Source organism: Nitrosospira sp. CT (assembly GCF_059489795.1).
Genome location: NZ_JCAHZJ010000078.1, coordinates 175,049 through 192,917 on the forward strand (window position 1 = coordinate 175,049; position 17,869 = coordinate 192,917).

General features: G+C 51.6%; 18 protein-coding genes. 7 read left to right on the forward strand and 11 right to left on the reverse strand.

All coding sequences use genetic code 11. The features are described 5' to 3' along the window. Positions 1–31: 31 nt before the first annotated feature. On the reverse strand, positions 32–487 hold the full coding sequence (gene brxF, locus AC52W5_RS15015) for a BREX-3 system P-loop-containing protein BrxF (protein ID WP_495671588.1): 456 nt from the start codon (positions 485–487) through the stop codon (positions 32–34). A gap of 798 nt (positions 488–1,285) precedes the next feature. Between brxF and AC52W5_RS15020 the strand changes: the two genes are divergently transcribed. The 3 genes from AC52W5_RS15020 to AC52W5_RS15030 all read left to right on the forward strand — a co-directional run bounded on the left by AC52W5_RS15020 (position 1,286) and on the right by AC52W5_RS15030 (position 3,228). Then, a complete protein-coding gene (locus AC52W5_RS15020) occupies positions 1,286–1,681 on the forward strand; it encodes a hypothetical protein (protein WP_495671589.1) in 396 nt (131 codons plus the stop codon). A 362-nt stretch (positions 1,682–2,043) separates the two neighbouring features. Further along, positions 2,044–2,592 carry a thermonuclease family protein gene (locus AC52W5_RS15025; protein ID WP_495671590.1) on the forward strand — a complete coding sequence of 183 codons (549 nt, stop codon included), beginning with the start codon at positions 2,044–2,046 and terminating at the stop codon, positions 2,590–2,592. Positions 2,593–2,601: 9 nt separating this feature from the next. Beyond that, on the forward strand, positions 2,602–3,228 hold the full coding sequence (locus AC52W5_RS15030; RefSeq protein ID WP_495671591.1) for a BRCT domain-containing protein: 627 nt from the start codon (positions 2,602–2,604) through the stop codon (positions 3,226–3,228). Positions 3,229–3,922: 694 nt separating this feature from the next. Here AC52W5_RS15030 and AC52W5_RS15035 read toward each other — a convergent pair. Further along, positions 3,923–4,093: a MuF-C-terminal domain-containing protein gene (locus AC52W5_RS15035; protein WP_495671592.1), complete on the reverse strand. Its 171-nt coding sequence runs from the start codon at positions 4,091–4,093 to the stop codon at positions 3,923–3,925. A 91-nt stretch (positions 4,094–4,184) separates the two neighbouring features. After that, the gene (locus tag AC52W5_RS15040) at positions 4,185–4,892 is read right to left on the reverse strand and encodes a hypothetical protein (protein WP_495671593.1); all 708 of its coding nucleotides are present in this window, start codon (positions 4,890–4,892) and stop codon (positions 4,185–4,187) included. Positions 4,893–5,389: 497 nt separating this feature from the next. Between AC52W5_RS15040 and AC52W5_RS15045 the strand changes: the two genes are divergently transcribed. Both AC52W5_RS15045 and AC52W5_RS15050 read left to right on the forward strand, forming a co-directional pair. Beyond that, entirely contained in the window at positions 5,390–5,734 is a 345-nt protein-coding gene (locus AC52W5_RS15045) for a hypothetical protein (RefSeq protein ID WP_495671594.1), read from the forward strand. Between the two features lie 161 nt (positions 5,735–5,895). Continuing rightward, positions 5,896–6,054, forward strand: a complete 159-nt coding sequence (locus AC52W5_RS15050) for a hypothetical protein (RefSeq protein ID WP_495671595.1) — start codon at positions 5,896–5,898, stop codon at positions 6,052–6,054. Between the two features lie 48 nt (positions 6,055–6,102). Here AC52W5_RS15050 and AC52W5_RS15055 read toward each other — a convergent pair whose 3' ends face one another. The 8 genes from AC52W5_RS15055 to AC52W5_RS15090 form a co-directional block, all read right to left on the reverse strand. Then, a complete protein-coding gene (locus AC52W5_RS15055) occupies positions 6,103–6,438 on the reverse strand; it encodes a hypothetical protein (RefSeq protein ID WP_495671596.1) in 336 nt (111 codons plus the stop codon). Between the two features lie 123 nt (positions 6,439–6,561). Continuing rightward, positions 6,562–9,003: a S8 family serine peptidase gene (locus AC52W5_RS15060; RefSeq protein ID WP_495671597.1), complete on the reverse strand. Its 2,442-nt coding sequence runs from the start codon at positions 9,001–9,003 to the stop codon at positions 6,562–6,564. Positions 9,004–9,293: 290 nt separating this feature from the next. After that, a complete protein-coding gene (locus AC52W5_RS15065; protein ID WP_495671598.1) occupies positions 9,294–9,863 on the reverse strand; it encodes a terminase small subunit in 570 nt (189 codons plus the stop codon). A gap of 1 nt (position 9,864) precedes the next feature. Then, the gene (locus AC52W5_RS15070; RefSeq protein WP_495671599.1) at positions 9,865–10,383 is read right to left on the reverse strand and encodes a hypothetical protein; all 519 of its coding nucleotides are present in this window, start codon (positions 10,381–10,383) and stop codon (positions 9,865–9,867) included. After that, positions 10,380–12,947 (reverse strand): hypothetical protein, encoded by a 2,568-nt coding sequence (locus AC52W5_RS15075; protein WP_495671600.1) that lies wholly within the window; start codon positions 12,945–12,947, stop codon positions 10,380–10,382. Before AC52W5_RS15075 ends, AC52W5_RS15070 begins: the two co-directional genes overlap by 4 nt. A gap of 11 nt (positions 12,948–12,958) precedes the next feature. Beyond that, positions 12,959–13,201 (reverse strand): helix-turn-helix transcriptional regulator, encoded by a 243-nt coding sequence (locus tag AC52W5_RS15080; RefSeq protein WP_495671601.1) that lies wholly within the window; start codon positions 13,199–13,201, stop codon positions 12,959–12,961. A gap of 239 nt (positions 13,202–13,440) precedes the next feature. Beyond that, the gene (locus tag AC52W5_RS15085) at positions 13,441–14,253 is read right to left on the reverse strand and encodes a hypothetical protein (protein ID WP_495671602.1); all 813 of its coding nucleotides are present in this window, start codon (positions 14,251–14,253) and stop codon (positions 13,441–13,443) included. Continuing rightward, positions 14,243–15,409 carry a hypothetical protein gene (locus tag AC52W5_RS15090; protein WP_495671603.1) on the reverse strand — a complete coding sequence of 389 codons (1,167 nt, stop codon included), beginning with the start codon at positions 15,407–15,409 and terminating at the stop codon, positions 14,243–14,245. Before AC52W5_RS15090 ends, AC52W5_RS15085 begins: the two co-directional genes overlap by 11 nt. 592 nt (positions 15,410–16,001) lie before the next feature. Between AC52W5_RS15090 and AC52W5_RS15095 the strand changes: the two genes are divergently transcribed. Further along, positions 16,002–16,256 (forward strand): hypothetical protein, encoded by a 255-nt coding sequence (locus AC52W5_RS15095; RefSeq protein WP_495671604.1) that lies wholly within the window; start codon positions 16,002–16,004, stop codon positions 16,254–16,256. Between the two features lie 557 nt (positions 16,257–16,813). Beyond that, positions 16,814–17,563, forward strand: coding sequence for a flagellar brake protein (locus AC52W5_RS15100; protein WP_495671605.1), 750 nt, complete (start codon positions 16,814–16,816; stop codon positions 17,561–17,563). The last annotated feature ends 306 nt before the right edge of the window (positions 17,564–17,869 follow it).

Sequence of the window (17,869 nt, forward strand, 5' to 3'; positions counted from 1 at the left end):
TTCTCTCTTTCCCCTCGGTTTCCAAATTCGGTCAAATTTCAACTACGACCACGCCGTTACGGCTGTAGACCCGATGTTCGGGATGGCTCATGTCGGCGTACATCAAGCGATCACCGCGCAGCTCGCCCGGCCACACGGCCACGACGCGCTTGGAATGAGCCAACTGCCTGAGAAGGTCAAGCGGGTTGATCTGCAGGCCCGGCTCGAACAACAACTCCAGGTTGTCGAGTAGCAGCCGATCTTCGGTACGTTCCTTGTCCGCGATCTCTCGCAGCAGTTCGCCCGCCGAGAAACCACGATTGTTGTTTGGCGTTGCCGCCAGCCGTCGCCCAAGCTCCAGACCGACGTTGAGCGGTTCGATGCTGAGCTTGTCGCCCAGTTGGCGCAGCAATCGGGTCTTGCCGCTGCGGCTGGGGCCAACCAGCAGGATCAACTTGCTGTTGAGATCGCCGATTTCGCCGATAAGTTGTTCGAGCTTTGGCACCATACCCGCGTTCTCACTTAACGTGAAGTTGAGTTCTGCTTACAAAGAGATTGTTGGTTGTGAACTGGATTGGCGTGTCCCGTTGTAAACCGTAAGGTATTCCTCCCATGCATTTGTATCGCAGCTATGCAAGGATGCATGCGAGGTATTTGACGTACGAGCGGTACAGCCTATAAAAATGGCGAGCTTGCTTGCTACGCAAATAGCTCAGCATTTTAACTGGAGTTAATACAGAGTTGTTTGTCTGACCCGTTGTCGCGCAGACTCCAAGTTACTCAACTATGGTTCAAGTGTCCGATTAGTGAACGTCCTATGCTGTCAGTCGGACAAAAATAGGTTACTTGTATTCTTTAACTTTACTACCAAGCAGACAATTGGACTTAAGTACACCCACCATAGAATGTGGTTTTTCATATTCTGACCAAGTAGCCTTAATCTCCGTAGCTTTTCGTTAAAACGGTCGTTTTTCGAAGAACTGTAAAAAGGGTCAAGTGAATCCACTTCTGGCCAAAAATCTTTCCTAAAACTATCTCTTGAAATCCCCTCTCCGAAAAGCTTTACTCAAGTTGAGTTTCAGGAGGGAAATTAATAATGAAATGATCTACAGCAATGGATCATGAAATTCACCCCCCACGCCCCACTTTCCCCGTTGCATAAAATCTGGCGCACCCCGTGCTTGAGAAATAAGCACTCGCTCCCCTACGGTGTACCTCAGTCCAATAGCCCTGGCGCGACAAGTCAATAATAATTACGCCACGCAAACGGCAGTGTTTGATGCCGTAATCTCAAGAGGGGAAGTTCGTGACAATAACAAGATTCATAGCAGTTACTATCTTTTCAATCATGCTTACAAGCTGCTCGGTATTTATGGCAGCCAAACAGCCGGATAAGAAGAATGTAGATTTATTTGCATTAGGAACTCCGCGAAGCATGTTGCTGGCAGAATTCGGCCCCCCGGCAGTTAGCGAATTAAGAGACGGAAAGAAATATGAGATTTACAAATTCGTCCAGGGTTACTCCGCTGGAGCTAAAGCTGGCCGGGCAGTATTTCATGGCGCCGCAGACGTATTGACACTAGGGCTATGGGAAGTAGTGGGAACACCCGCAGAAGGTGTATTTAGCGGTGATGAGATGGCGTATGAAGTAAGCTACGACAGCGATAACCGGGTGGATCAGGTTATTGCACTCAAGAAATGAGGAATATTGCTGGAGAGACACGCCTCTGCTAATTAGAACAATAAGAAAGAGAATGACATGAAAGTCATCGTCCCTACCCTGCTAGCTTTCCTGCTTTCCGGTATTGCCCAAGCCGAGCCGCCCCATCTTTCGGGACCGGCAAACAGGAAAGTATTTGGGTAACGTGAGTGCCAATCCATACGATTCGGTTTCAGTTAACAACCGTACGGCCGTTACGGGAGCGAGTACAGTCAGGACAGCATCAACAACCCCTACGGCCAATACGGCAGCCCCTACAGCAACGATAGCGCGAACAACCCCTACGCAACCAATCCTTCGGCGATTTACGGCGATAACGGGTACGACTACTAAAAACTCTCGTCATGCTTAAAGCCGTCTTCCTTGCCACTGTTATCGGGATTTCTGACGGCGACACCCTTACCGTTCTAAAGCCCAACAAGCAGCAGGTCAAAATCAGGCTGGCGGGAATTGAAGCGCCAGAGCGCCGACAACCATTCGGGATGCTTTCAAAGCAGTCTCTTTCTGATCTTTGCTTTGGCGCAGAAGCCGAAGTAAGACCACAAGCCAAGGACCGCTACCGCCGTGTAGTGGCGCAGGTAAAGTGTGATGGCATTGACGCGAACGCTGCGCAGGTCCACGGGGGCATGGCGTGGGTATATCGTAAATACGCCAAAGACCAGAGCCTTTACATCCTACAGCACGATGCATGGATAGAGAGACGAGGCCTATGGTCTGACCCTTCCCCTATTCCCCCCTGGGAATTCCGGAACTATCGAAGAAAGGATGTGCGGACGTTCGAGCAGGAGGAGACAAGATGGTATTACGCCCGTGGCTGGGCGCCGGAACAATCAACGACAGGGATTGGTGGGAAGATGGTGTGGCGGAACTACTATAAACCTAAAATACTGTGAGGGAGAACTGTGAGTACGATCAAAGATACTGAAGACCCGCGTCTACTGCATATTCATGCAGATCATCCCATAGAGCGGGATATTACGCAGCTGGCGGGTATATGCGAAATTTGCCTCCAGGACGGCCGCATTGGCCAGGAAGAAGCGGATGGAATTCTCATGTGGCTGAATAACCACCGCCTGTGTCTCGACACCTGGCCGGCCAGCATCCTTTATGACCGGCTTCGTATGCTGCTCGCGGAGAGTGCTCTCGATTCGGACGAGCGAAGTGAATTGCTAAGTCTCATTATGAGAATAGCCAGACCGCGGTTAACTGACCTGTGGGTTAAGCCATCTTCCCTGCCTGTCAACGACCCTCTTCCTGACATCATCTTCGAGAACCGCAGTTTCTGCTTTACCGGTGTCTTTGGCTTCGGTCCGCGTGCCGCTTGCCGGGCAGCCGTTATAGAACGTGGTGGTATAGCAGTCCACAACATTACAAAGAAGCTCCACTACCTCGTCATTGGCAATGTTGGTTCTGAGATTTGGAAACATACAAGCTTTGCTCTCAAGATAGCCCGGGCTGTCAACTACAGAGACTCAGGAACTCCCCTGGTAATTGTTCCTGAGTCCCATTGGGAACTCCATATCAACTAGCAGTTAATTGGTCCCCGGATTGGCACTGCTAGGCCTCACTCGCGGCCTCCCCGCCCCCCGTTAAGAGTCCGGATAATCTGTTAGATAGGCGCCCGCTCCGCTTGTATCGGAAGAGCTGAGATGGAATGCGGAGGGATCGCGAAGGTGATCGGTGCCAGATACAATCGCGCGTCAAGGGTTGCGTTGACAAGAGAACGCCGCGAATGGGACGCGGAGTGTTCTCAAGCAAATCGCGGCCTTTGCGTTTGTCATACATCCTGAATGCCCCACCGTCGGGCTTGACCTCGACCTTGACAATGGCAGTCCTATCGGCCAATCTAGGATTAACGCCAGCGTCGCCAGTAGGTGTCCGATCTAAATCGGAAGAAGCCCTGGTCACCGCAGCACTTGGCGCTGGCGTTACTATTTCCTACGCCTCGAGTGTATAAGCTGGATGGCAGAGGGGGAAAAGAAGGGGTTGCTGTTACGATACTTGACTAAATCAGCATCCGATATATCTTTCCTTTCAAGCTCCGCGCTTGGCCAGACTGGACAATCGAAGTCCAGAACGTGCCAGATCGCGGGGCCTTTTGCTTTGTCGTAGTACCGTAGCAACCCCCCATTACGGCTCTCCCCATCAATCCATCTGCGAAACGGAATTTTCCCGCCGCCCTTGTCATAAGCATTTACCAGCAGGTTTACCGTTACTCCTTTTTTATCCGCTTGCCGGATCAATAATCATCACGATCGGCTCGCCATTAAGCTGTTCGGGTGCGAAGAACACAAGCCTCCCCGACACTGTGGCAGAATCGAACACCAGTGCAGGGGCATCCATCCATGCCGGGACCTTCTTCCAGTGCTCGGCGGACAGATTATGCTTGTCCATCCCTCGGGTTACTTTGCTCTCTTCCAACGGACAGGCCCGCTTCCGTATCCCAACATATCCAGCACATCGGACCTGTCTACAGCCACCACGCCTATATAGTTGGGGGCCCCACCATTGAACAATTCATCATGCGCTTCTCGTAGGCTGATCGAGTTCTTGCTGTGCGTGTAAACGCTCCGGGATTGCGCAAATGGTCCGTGCCAGATACACTCGCCGCGTCAAGGGGCGCTTTGGCTTGTGGCCGGAGCGAATTAGACGCTCCCATGTTCCTAAGCCAATCGCGGCCCTTGCGTTTTTCTGCCGTGCCTTCCACAAACCTCTGTGCCGGCAACAGGTAGTTCTCGATGATCTCCCCGTCCGACAGCTTCATGTTCGCAAAGCCGGGGATGTTCTCGCGCAGCCAGGCGCGGATCGCGGCAATCGCGCGCTGGACGAAATCGCTCTCGGGTCGGGTCTGTGCCAGGTGCGTCAGCACTTCTTCCGCTGCTTGCAGTCGGTCGGCCTCGACCTCCATATCCAGGCCATAGTGACTGGCCATGGCTTCCACGTCGCCCCGGCGCAATGCGGCAACTTGCCTCAGAATCCGGTTCAGGTCGGCGCCGTAGAGCCCGCGCAGGGCGAAGTGCCCGAGCGATTCATGCAATAGCGCCTCGACCACATCCTTCTCGCTTCGCATCTCTGACGCAACGATGTAGACCCTGTTGCCCACAATGAAGGCACCCGGGGTACCGCTTGCCCCGCCCGATACCTGGCCCGCATTCTTCATGCGCACGGCCTCGGGAACGGCCGGATCGTCCATGTTCTCGACGATGACGATTTCAGGGGGGTTCTTCCATCTGGCGGCGATTGCGCGAGCTAGAACGCGTCATCGCGAGAACATAACATTGATGGCAATGCCGGGACGAGGCCGTGCCGTTTTCCAAAGAAAGTATCTAAGGCATTCATAATGTAATACCGCGTTCATTAGGAGACTGGAGATCTAGCAACCTGAGCACCATCTGATACGATGCGGATAGCGCCAGCAATTCATGGGCAACGGCAGCAAAGACAGAGCGGCCTTAGGAATAATCCAATATCGAAATGCAGTTCTTATAGCCCTGAGAACGTCACAAAAGTGCTGCTATGGATCTGCCAGGGATGTAAAAAATATGAGAGGAGATTAAAGCAGTGGGGGGCGTTGTAGGTGCGATTGATATTACAGGTCGATCTAGCCTTGCACATTGTTCGAGTCCTTCTAGCACCTCTTCGGTTCCACCATAATGACCATTTTTTTATTGGAAAATAAAAGGAAAAATAATGGTGAATGAACATCCGCTTGCATTCGCGCGCTGTCCTGCAGCTTTGCTTTTTGAGGAGGAAGGCGACAATATGACTTCCGATTGGACGGACTATATTGTCGCCACCCGGACTAAAGCAGGCCTCTACTCGATCTACGCTCGCAAATTGTTGAGAAAAAGATGGTCTACCGTAGAACATTTTAAAAACATCAGAACTGCCAGAGAGATAGTCGCCGCTATCGTAGAGTGTGAAGCAAGGCTATACGTAAATGTATGTTGGCCAGAGGTGATCGAAGCTATGAAAAAGCTGGACGTTAAGCTCGCACAAGAAATTGGATCAATCATTAATCCTGACTTTGGCTGACCATCGCCAGGTTTCCTACCAGCAGGGCGATTCGTGCAGCAGGTTTATAGCTCATTAGTGGACGAGGCCGATCTGCTTCACAAGAGGCGATCCGTGTCCATCGAAGTCACGCTGGATGCCGGATGGTGAAGCCTTTCGACCGGAAAGATTGGGAAAGTAGGATGAAGGAAGCGGAAACCGGCGACGAGCTGGCTGCGCTCATGATGGAGCTGCCCGACCGGGAGTGGCACGAACTGAGCGAGGAAGAGCAGGAGTTCGTCCTGATGGAAGAAAAGATCGAGGCCGAACTGTTCGCCCTGATGGAAAAACGCCGTCGTTGACTTCGGCGTGTGGCAAATAGGGTAGAGCTCCTCGGCCAGCACCGCGTCCTACGATTCGTTTGCAGGTTGCAGGCGTTTCTGGATGTCGCGCAGCGGCTGAAAGCGGTCCTGGAAGTTGTAGATCACAGAATTGACGATCTCCTCCATGCGGTCGCGGAAAGGGGTCAGACCATTAGCAGAATTAGCAAGATTAGCAGCGAGTACCGTGGAGCGAGAAAAGTTGGCCGTTTCATCCCACTCATTCTTTCCTTGCTTGACTAAAGCCGATTGCGAGAATACTGTGTACGCACGCCCATGAAAAGGCGCCCTGTTGGGGATTAGTCCCAAGAGAGAGCGCGGTTCACGGGCGTATTTCTTTTGTGCCCTCGTTATCGCATCCCTCATCTTGTCGGCGTGGCCGAATCGGTGTCGCGGTACAGCAGGTTTCCAGTCATGCCGAAATGAGACGCCCTAGAGTGAAGGCAGTAGACAGGCCAGTCAGCACACCAGGAATGTTTCGAATAATTTTTAACAAATATAGCCGACCCATACCTGGATGAAATGTGTTGCCTCATTGCCATCTTTATCCCGCACCTTCAAGGTAATCGTATGAGGAACAGTCTCAGGGTTGCAAGGTACAGCAGGTCCGCTGAGCGCTTTGGTTAGCGTTCTTCCCATCCCAAGAAATCCATCAACCTCTGAGTACCATAACAGGGCCGAGTCGGGCAGTGGTCCCTCCTGGGGATCAGTGCCTTCACCCTGGAACGTGATATCCATATCCGGCCCGAACATAGTGCCTGTCGCGGGTGCAAGAATACGAGCCGTAGGATGGCCTGCTGCTGCCTGAACCGTCAACAGAATATTTGCCTGCCCGCTTTGACCCGATGAATCTGTGGCCGTCAGGGTGATAGTGTGGGTTCCAATGTTCAAGGGTGTTTGAATTTCCCGCCCCGATCCAAGCGTACCATTGAGGCTTGAGGTCCAGATTAAATTTGCAGGCGGAATCAATTCGTCCCAATCAAATCCGTAGCCACGAAAGTTGATCGTCTGATCGGCAAAAAATGTTGCACCATCGTTCGGCAGGATAATACTCGCGACAGGAACCTGGTTGATGACTGTTACAGCAATCGGGGCAGCATCGGTTATGCCACCATATTGATCGTCAGCGGTAGCTGAGATTATATGAGATCCCATGCTCGGGATCGGGCCTTCGCAACTGGTTACGTATCCCGTAGTCCGGCAGAGTTCCCCATCCCGATCGGAGGTGAAAACCACAGTACCGAAAAAATCATTACTCCGTTCGGGATCCACTACCTTTGCATGCAGATATATATTCTGGTTATAGGGAATAGTGGTTCCATCACGGGGAATATCGATAGTAATAGACGGGGGCATATTTCGGCGGACACGCTCAACCGCACGGAACGCATCGATATAGCCTCGTACTTTCGGATCGGGGCTGGGGTTCGCGGTTTCCTTCAGGTACTCCTCAACCCGGAACCAGGGCAGCGAAGGATCAAGTGCTTTCATCAGCGCAACGACACCGGAAACGAACGGAGTAGCCGCGCTTGTGCCGTGGAAACAACATATCGCATCCATCCCTTGCAATCCCCCCCGTCCTGGAATCACTGTCGAAGCAATTCCGCTGGGCGCCCAGATATCAACTGAGGACCCATAATTAAACAAGTTATAACCCTCCCGATTGATTGCACCAACACAGATTACGGTTGACGTCTCGCAGGGGATACGGTCGTCATCATCAAGGCTAACCCCCTCGTTTCCCGCGTTGGCGACGACGATGGTCCCGCTGCTCGCGGCGAAGAGAGCCGCGCTTTCCATAGCAGCGTAAATATCGTTGGGTGGAATTCCACATACCCAGTCCCACACATCACATCCACCGGAAATGCTGATATTAACAACCTGTGCCCCGTTAATGGTCGCGGACCTGATGGCATCTGCCATCATGTAGGCTGTCGCATCTATACGTATGAGCATGGGCCAAGCTATCTGACTGCCAGTGCCCGCACCGCCAAACCGGTTGGCATGCAGCGCAGTGGCAACGGCGGCGACTTCCTGTCCGTGCCAAGGCGCACTTGGTGAGGGACCGTCCGCGCTGCCGTCGAAATCAATCAAATCCATCTGAAGCGGGCGAGAGGGGAAAAAATCGGGTTGGGCGTTGATGGGTCTTCCGGTGGCATCCACGTCGAACCCGCTATCCACAATCGCTACAATGGGTGGAGTCCAGACACCGGGCGAGGGGACTCCCTTATAGCTAAGGTAGCGCCAAGCGCGAATGACGCCTATCGAGAGGCCCTGATCGCCGGGCATATTCGGATCGTCATCTTCTGACATCCACCACCAGCGTTCGGCATCCAGAAAGCCACCGGCGCCGTCGGGATGCTCCTCCACCCTGTGGTGGTGCAGCAGGATATTAGGACTGATCGAGAGTCCATTACGAACCTTTTCCCGGGCCAATAGAGCCCCCAATCGGGCGGCATCTTCGGATGAAAACACGTGCAATCCCTGGGAGCCGCCCCGCTTCATGTAGGTAACGAGATCGTTCAGCTCCGATCGCTGCGGGTCGATTCTGATCAGGTACCATCCACTCGAGGGCTGCTCCGGATTTCGTGCCGCAACTTGCGGCAGCAGGAAGGGTTTCCCGTCGCGCAATACTGTCCCCCCATAGGCTGCCAGGAAGGATTGCAATTCTTGCGGATTCTTTGGGCGGTAAATCACCTCGTTCACGACGAACTCATCTTTTCGACCGGTAGGTCCCACGAGCACCGCTACCTTACGGGGCGGTCCCCCATTAAGCCCTGGTAGCTCAGCTTGAGACGGGACTATTGATGGATCAACAAGATAGCGGTATGGCTCCCCGTGGATACCATGCAGGTGGGCGCAAGAGGCCAGAATGAGGAACGACAGAATAATCCATATCTTGCGCGGGTTTGAGGGGACTATGAAGTTCATGATATTTGCCTTGTTTTGGGTATCTATTCACTCCACTTCCTTTCTCTAACAAGTTGCTCAAGAGATGAGAGCACCTCCTGCTATAAAAGTAGTTAAAAATCAGAATAGATCAAAAAAATATTAGAAGTCCCGTAACCCATATCTATACGACTTTTACAAATCACCTTCCTTTTTACGCCTGGTTTGCTATTTGGGTAATGTTTGTGCAGGCTACAGTCGCTTTGCCTAGATTAGTGACACCCTGGCCGACCGGTGCCGAAGTCGGGCCGCGGCTATTAAAAAAAGACAAGTCAGGTTTCTCCAGCCTTCCTGTGACCAGAGAACGGCACCACTTCGCCATCCGGCGAGACAAAGGCGACCGCTATCTTGCGGGGTGATTGTTGAGGCCCATGCTCCTTGCGAAAGAGTCCCATGTGCCTGAACAGCCGCTCCTGAGCACTGTTCTTGTCCCAGAACTTTACCCTGCACGTCCTCTCTATCACCTTGCCGTCAGTAATGGTCTGACCGACTTCAATCGTTGAGATAGCGGAGGCCGTGGCATCGTCAATTTCATGAATGGCTTTCGGTGATCCATCAGTTTTGAAGAGCTTCCGAATGTCCGAGAACGCGACTGCTGCCGTCTCCCGGATGATATTCTCGGTGGTGAGTTCACACCGTTTGGCGACCTCCCTTTGCTTCTGCTCGATGGCTTCCTGAACCTTAACATTACTTAACAATCGGGAGGCTGCAGCTTCTGCCGAATTTCCCCGGGCGTCATAGCCGGCACGGATATACGCTGCTGTAGCGTTAAAATCAACGCAATACTCAACCACGAATCGCTGCTGCCTTGGTGTAAGTTCGAGTTTTTGCAATTTTTTCATCTCAGCACGGCTCGGCCAGGCCCTCGCTTGCTCTCATGAGATAGTAATTTCGCATGCTCTCGTCAGCGTTGCACTGCTCAAGCACATGAATGGTGGTTTCATTGGTTTCTCCGATCTGGCTCAGCCATCGCCGGAGTAAAGCTTCATCTTTTTTGCCCAGGGGAGCCGCAGGAGTTTGGCGCACTGGCTCAAAGGGAATCGCCGCTATTGCCCCAGCTTCGCCTCTCAATGCGTGAGATCGGGTTGCAGCTGGGTAAAACGAAACCTCCTTGATGGTACCGTCCGGATAATAAAACCGCCACCAGTACAAGGAAGCATCGGCGCAAGCCATATTCGCTCCCATGGCAGTTCTGTCTTGTCCTCGAAGCGCCTTTAGAATTTCTGTTTTGTTTTCGCGGATAACGGGAAGCCAGCGGGTAGCTGAATCTTCATAGCCGAAATAATGCAGGCCTCCCCCAACTTTGATAAAGAGGCTCAGCCCGTCCCTTGCGACTGCTTCGATAATCTCTGCGGCACTCACACCTCACCCCCCACTATTTTGTTATTGCTGGTGACACTTTTCGTTATCGACCCGGATAAAGGCGGTAAAGGAGGTAAAGGGGGTAAATCGGCCGCAACGACTCGCCAAGCATTACGTCCTTCAGCTTGGTCCTTTTGAAATTTCATGCCGTTGATGATGCGATCCATATTTTTCTTCAATAACCAGCCAAGCTTCGAGTGATTGATCTCGCCTCGCTCTACAATGGAGGACTCACACATTGCGTCGCGAAGGCCTGAATTGGTTTCAGCCGCTTCAATCGCCCGGCGCACCGTTGTCGGGTACGACCCGAATGCCCTTTGCCATTCGATCATCAGCGCGCCAAGTAACTCGGCATCGGGATCGTGCTTGACCTGCTCGAGCAATGCCGTGGCCGGATCAGGCTGTTCCAGCCATATGAGCGGATGGCGACAGTAATCCGACCATGAGCCGCCAAATGTAACGATGTTTTCAACGCTGGTACGCGGTGAGCCTGCCTTGCGCCACGCCAGGATGATGGTCAGCACAGCAGCCACATACCTCCCCCGGTTCTGTCGCACCTTGTCGACAGGCGAACTTTTGTAATTCAGGGTGGCAGGAGTTGAGCAGCGCGGATCGAGGTGAATCGTTACGATCCGCCGCAGCAGATCACTTACAGGTCCCACGTTATTCCCCGACCCTAGAAACAAGGCGCGCGTACTTACCGTCGCTGTTTTGCTCACTCCCAAAATGCGATCGGTAATGTGCTCAGCTGTTAATACCCGCTTGACGATGCCGTGCGGTGTCCAGTCGGTAGCCATGTCATCAAACTCGATAACGGCAGGTCCGGATAGAAGCAGGGAAAGCATTACCTTGATGGCTTCCTCGGATGTGGTGGGGTAGCTCACTTTTGTATTTCTTCCAGGCCCCGCGAAAGCGCCGATCAGCTCGCACAGATAAGTTTTTCCACTGCCATACACCGGAGCCTTGACGTGGAATCCCGGCGCATAGGAAAGCGAGGACCGCACTACAGCCGTGAAGATGGCTGATAAAGCCGCAGCCCTATCCGTGTCGCTGACGAAATGAAATTCTTCGAGGAGATCTTCCAGCAATGCCATCGCCGCTGCCGCCTCCTCACTCGTCGGCTCTGGTATGACAAATTGACGGGGATCGAACACCCCGAAGCGCCGGGATGTCCTGTCATATCCTGCCTTGGTAATGAGTTCCCCATCAGATTCGCGAAAATAGGGTTGCCTTATTACGCCGCCAAGCGAGGGCAGATGCTTAAACTCCTGGGCGTCATAGAGTATGGAAACATGTCGCTGGGGTGGATCGCAGCGAACCCAGGCGTCTGAACGCCGGTCGTATTTCTCCCATATTGCGGCAATCGACAATTCCCTCGCCAGCGCCTGAGGGCTGGTTGGAACAATTGAAGGATCACCGGTGGTCGGATCGGTTGAGATCGAAACAATCAGTCCACCCGACTGGAAATGGCGCCCCCGGACTGCCAGTTCTTTTTCAGCTGCATCCACTACGCCATGCAGGTCGCCAGGAATCACCCGAATGACGGACTTATGCCGAGCCTCGATGTTCGGAATCTCAAGCTTTGCCAGCAAATCCCTGATGTGATATTTCTCACGATGAGAGTGCTGGCAACAAAAACCTCCCAATGGATAAAGATCGTCCGGCTCGAAATAGGCAGCACCGGTATCCAGTGCGTCAGTATGCTCTTCTATCCATGGACAGGTGATGTCATGCTTGCCGGCCCCCAAAGGAGTCTTATAAAGTCCTCGCGCCTTGAGCGCTGCCACCACCGGGTTCTCCACAGCCTGCGGTACCCATACATCATGAACGTCATCTTCCCATTCGCTCCGCTTAACCGACGAAGTTTTGGAACGCTTCGGGCGCCTACCTGACGCCTGTTCCAATTCCAGACGAGCAAGGATTTCCTGGGGGGTGTAGCGCTTCTCGGGGCGCCATTCAGTGAGACCGCAATGGAATGGCTCGCCCAGATTATCCTTATGTTTTGGCTTGCCATTGATTGCGACCGGAAGACGTGCCCAGCGGCTCAATGGACCAGCCGCCCCTGGGTCACACAGGCCAGCATCGATCACTGCGGTCAGCAACCGTACCGCTTCTGCCGCATCGCTTATCGGATCGGCAAGAATGATTCCTCCCTGGTAGTTCCCTGGACTCGTCTCAATCAGCCAGGACAATTCGTAATTGCTCAAACGCTCGAATGGGACCTTCGTCCCGATGTCGTCGAGCATCAGGAAATGACAGGCCGCAAAGCGATCCTTGCGTGCCTTGAACGAATCATCGTCGCCGGGAAAGAAACTCGAACACCCGACGTAGTTGTTATGGTTGGCAGAAAGACTTGGGATGCCCTGGTTTACAGGGGTTGCCACCCATCCTCCACGGCTGGGATCTCCCGGTTTTGAACAAACGGCCGCGAATGCACCTTGAGGTATCTGCTGAAACACGCTGGCGATAAATTGGGTGTTTGTAATCGGGAATTCACCCCCTTTACCGCCTTTACCGCCTTTGCCTGGGTCGCTGGCGAAAACTGTCAACATTTGACGTGTCATGGTTGCGCCCCTCAAGCAAGAGTCTTGCGGGCAGCTTCCAGCTTCAACACTAAAGCCCGGATTTCTTCATCGGTTTTCCCTGCGGCGCGTGCTGCATTGATTGCTTCTACTTCGCTCTCGAGCCATCCTACCGATCTTGGACCCAGTTTAATGGGTTTTGGAAATAAGCCCTTGGAAATACGGTCATATCTCGTAGAACGCCCATCTCCTGTGCTACTGTCTACAACAGGGCCGCGTAGAATCCTATACCTCATCTTCGAACCTCCTTAAGCAGTAATGAACTTGCCAAGGCGAATCATGACTGGGCGATTTGGGCGAAAAAATATCGCGACAAGTCTGCTCAAGGAGAGATTTTTAATTTAAAAACAGGGGATTAGTACGAGCAGGATGCTGACGGAATGAAGGCTGCGATGAATGACTTAAGTAAAATCAGTAGTAAATATAAGGCCTTAACACGGAGGAAATTGGGCGAAAAAATTCCGCCCAACTTTTTTCAAGTTTTCATCTGCTTTCTGATCGTCTCAGCGACACAACCAGAGGCAATTGTCATTTTGGAGATCCGTTGCGCGTACCAGGTATCAGGCTGATTAGGATGTTTCTTTACCAGATCCCGATAAGCTTTCTGCCAGCTTTCATGCCTTGCCTCCGTTTCGCGTTTGCGGGCCTCCCGTCTGGTCTCAGTTGGCGTATAGCGTTTATCTGCCGTGGTGGAGGCATCTACCAATTGACAGATCATCTCTTCATCCAGAGAGTACGAGCCGTTGCCATAGGTAATGAATTCCACCAGCGGAATTCTGTTGCTTCCTGCAACCAGCATTAATTCGCCGCTACTCTGTAAACAGAGCATCTGGCTGCGTTTCTTGCCGGTGGCAATGCCAATCGGCCAGAGATCGTCATCCATATGTTTATTGCTGATCCGTAATCCAAGATTTGTCGCGATAAATTTACGCACAGCATCGATACTGCTGCACCAGCGCTTCATGCGATCAAAACTGACCTTGATGCGTCCGATATCGTCACGCTTGTCACAGGAAATAAAAGCCCGCCCTCGCCTGTCCTCGAGAGCCGGGTAAACCACCACAGGCATCAGGCACCTCTCCTCGCACCCATCGCATTCAATAGTGCTCGCTGGGCTCGCCGGTTTCAGGAGACCGCTTGATATCAGCGCCCTGAACTCATGAGGGGGCCAATCTTGCACTTCGTCCCAAAAAAAGAAGGCGCCTTCCCGCGGATCAGCATAGCCTACTCGATCCAGCACGACCTGAAGCAAGTCGAGGTCCCCGGTCAAATCAGGATTAGCGGGCACGTGGTTCAATACCGGAATCAATCAGCATCTTGCGTATGGTGGCATCGATACCTTCATGCCTTAATGAACAGGAATTCGGCCAGGTGATATCGAAACTGCGGGTTCTGGTTTTCCCTGTTTCCGCATCAGCTATATAACCCACCACGATCCCTACCTGGGTAATGGTAATTTGTGACAGAGGAATGCTCTTGCACAACTGGTCCCGGAATTCATAAACGGCGTCTGGATTTTTTTCAGGATTCACCTCAAGCGTGAGGCGCTTTCTCGTACCATCGATCACCAATCGAAGTTTCCTGATCACCACATTTTCAATGCTCGAGCCAGGTGAGAAGAGGAAAGGAAGGTTGCTGTGGTGGAGTGAAGAAAGATCATACACGCGCTGGTCTTCAACAAATTCGCCGAGCTCCAGCCCGAGAATGCAATCTGCAAATAGTGCTCGAACATCCTTCTTGGTATCTTTGCTGCCTTTCATGTACAGACTGATCTTTCCTTCTTCCTGTGAATAGACAAAAATGATTTCAAAGGCGGGATGACGGGCTGATCGCTTTAATCCGTCTTCTTCCCATTCGATGCTGGTGTCAGCATAGTCTTCCGGATAGGCAAAGAAGTAATCCAGGTTTCCACGCCGGTAAGGTTCCACAGTGCAATTCCTACCCCGGCCTTCCTTGTTGTGGAAATAATGGCTCAAGGCTTTTTCAAGCGCTTGAATGCTCTCTCCATCTACCCGTGCAGACGCGCGATTGACGGTGCGGCATTCATTCCACTGGCTGCTACCGACCAGATCAGCACGATAAAGAGCACTGGCGCCCTTCCAATACTTCGGCCGTTCGAGGAAGACCCAAAAGGCTTTTTCGTGGAAACCTTCCTTCTGGCTCAGTATTTCGGCAATATTTTCGCCGTGCCACTCGGCCTCATCGATGATGGCCTTGATTCCGCCTTCACAGGCCAGCGCATCTATTTCTTTAAAGTCCCGCTCCATTCTTCTCTGCAGAGCACCCGGTAGCGATAACCACGCCTTGTAAATGGGTTCTATCTTGGCTTCAGGTACCTCGGAAAAATCGTGTTCGGTCAGCACGCCTGCTTTGTCGAAATACTGCTTTAGCATTGCATTTGGCACATGACGAAAAAATGATTTTGGCGAGTAGTGACGGCCCATGTTATCCCTCCATGAAAAACCTGAATTAAGGGGAAGAAATTGCCGCCGCCCCTCGAATCGAAACACTTTCAGGACGTGCTCCAGAAGATTGTCAGATGCTTTATGAGTTTCTGCCAAAATAGGGGCAGACGGGCAGGAGAGGGTGCCTAGGGGGAAGCGGCTACCTTACGGGATAGTACTACACTTTATTGGACTAAGCTATTGAATACGAGAACGTATTACTTAAATAATACGCGAACGTATTATTTATTCAAAATGCAATACGAATGCGTATTATTGAAGTGGGTGGGCTACAAGGGCCTCGCTCAACCACCAAGGTGTGAGGATTGTGGCCAGCGGGCAGAGAGATAAGCTATAGACAAACCGTCAAAGAAGGATTGTGCTGAAAAAGTAAGAAATTACATTTGGTGCAGCTAGAGCAAGGAAGCAAGGTATGCATCAACTAAACGTTGGGGTTTTGGGGGTATGATTGGGGGTATGAAAAAATATAAAAATATTTTTAATTTTAAATAACAATATCTTATTTATATTATTTGGTTGCAGTACCGGCCACCAAAAGATAGTCCCAGAGAAATCGCTGCCCTTAAGCGCCGTGAGCGAAGTATTCCTCTACGCCATTGCAACCGTCGCACTGAACGCGATCCGCATGGGGATACTGCCCTACAACTTACTCAGCCATCGCTTTCAGCAGCGCATCTCTGGCGTCGGAGTAGAACTGGATGTCGATCTTGGTCGCCATATCCTTTACCCGAAAATTCCGGAAAAATCGGCTAGTGGTAATCGCCCTTTCGATTGTCCACAATTGCTGTGGATAAGTTTGTTGATAAGCTATGCAAACGATGAGTAAGTCACCTTCCTGTAACATTTTTTCTTATCCGGCTACTTTTTGAACTTTTTTTAAATATATTTATTATCAAATACTTGAATAAAAATCAAGACCCCGGGTTTTTTGACAGCTAGTACCGGAATTGCGTATGTGACCCAGGCAAAAAATGTGGATTATTTCGAAATGTCAAGCAAAATGTGGTCATTGATTTACAAAACCTTCTGCTTTGGGTTCGATTCTGAGTCTCCTTCCTTTCTTCCGCTTACCCTGAGCGAAGGCAAGCCTGCGTGCTTTCAATACCCGGAATTTTTGTTAACAAAAAGCTGTTTTGCTACGGTACTCCGTTTTGTAGCCGTTATTACGAGGATAGTCATCATCCCTTGGACCTGTTGCGCCCATTCCTCGATCCCTTCATCGCGCCATCCGCACAGGGTAGGTGAAAATTCGGGATGCGGAGTCGATGTTACAGTGACAGGGACTTAGGGCGAAGAATGATCATTCGCGCCTTACACTCCAATCTGATGATTGGAGCAACATCGCGAAATCCAATATGAATGAGCAGGACCTGGATAGACATCATGGCAGACAGCAAATCCGTATTTATCGATAATAACGAGAAATATCGCATTTCGTCGAAAAGCGGTATTCTCTCCGTGCTGCGACTGATGATAAGGAATAATTCGCAAAGCACTTGTTATTTTGGTGATGCCAACAGCTTTTTCCCGACTGCCCTTTTGAATCTTGACAGCCAGCGGGGGGAAATGGTGCTTGATTATGGTCCGGACGAGGGGGTCAATCAGCAGGCATTGCAAGCTGGAAAATGGAATGTTGTTGCATTTCCTAACCAGGTGAAGGTTCAATTTTCCTGCCAGCAAATCGGGAAAATAGAGTTTGAGGGGCGCAACGCCTTCCTCGCGCAGATCCCCAAAAGTCTGTTGCGTATGCAAAAGCGGGAATATTATCGCGTTGCAACGCCGACGATTGCTCCCGTGAAATGTGTGGTTCCCATACTTGAGGAAAAGTCGCCTTCCACGGTGGAAGTTATCCTGCAGGATCTTAGCTGCGGTGGCATGGCTGTCATCGACTCGAACGGTAGAGGCAAGTTCGCGGAAGGAAGCGTATATGAAAATTGCCGCATTGTATTACCGGACATCGGTACGATTAATGTATCCATGCGGATAACCCGTGTGGAACCGGCTGACACCAGGCTCGTACATGAGCTCCAATCCCGGCGTGTCAGCTGCGAGTTTGTCGATACAGGGGAAAATGTGCTGTCCCTGATCCAGCGTTACATCACAAGGCTGGAGCTGGAGTGGAAGTGGAAATAGTGGCTGCCGGCCTTGAATATGGGTTCCTTGAGAAGGACAATAAACGTGTCCTGATGACTTCACGCAAACCTACAGGCTTCAAAGATGACATGAATTCAATTGCTACAAGAAGAGGGTACAATTACTTTCCAATCCTACAGGTTGAATCAATTCAATTGTAGTAGTCGCGATCCCATCAGACAGTTCCCGATTTGACTGGTGCAGTTGTCAGATCAGATTCAACTGTTCAGTAAAGTGATTTTATCGTTCCACACCTCCTTTCCGTCAATTAATGTTTGCATGGGTGTTCGCCCGCAGCACATCTTG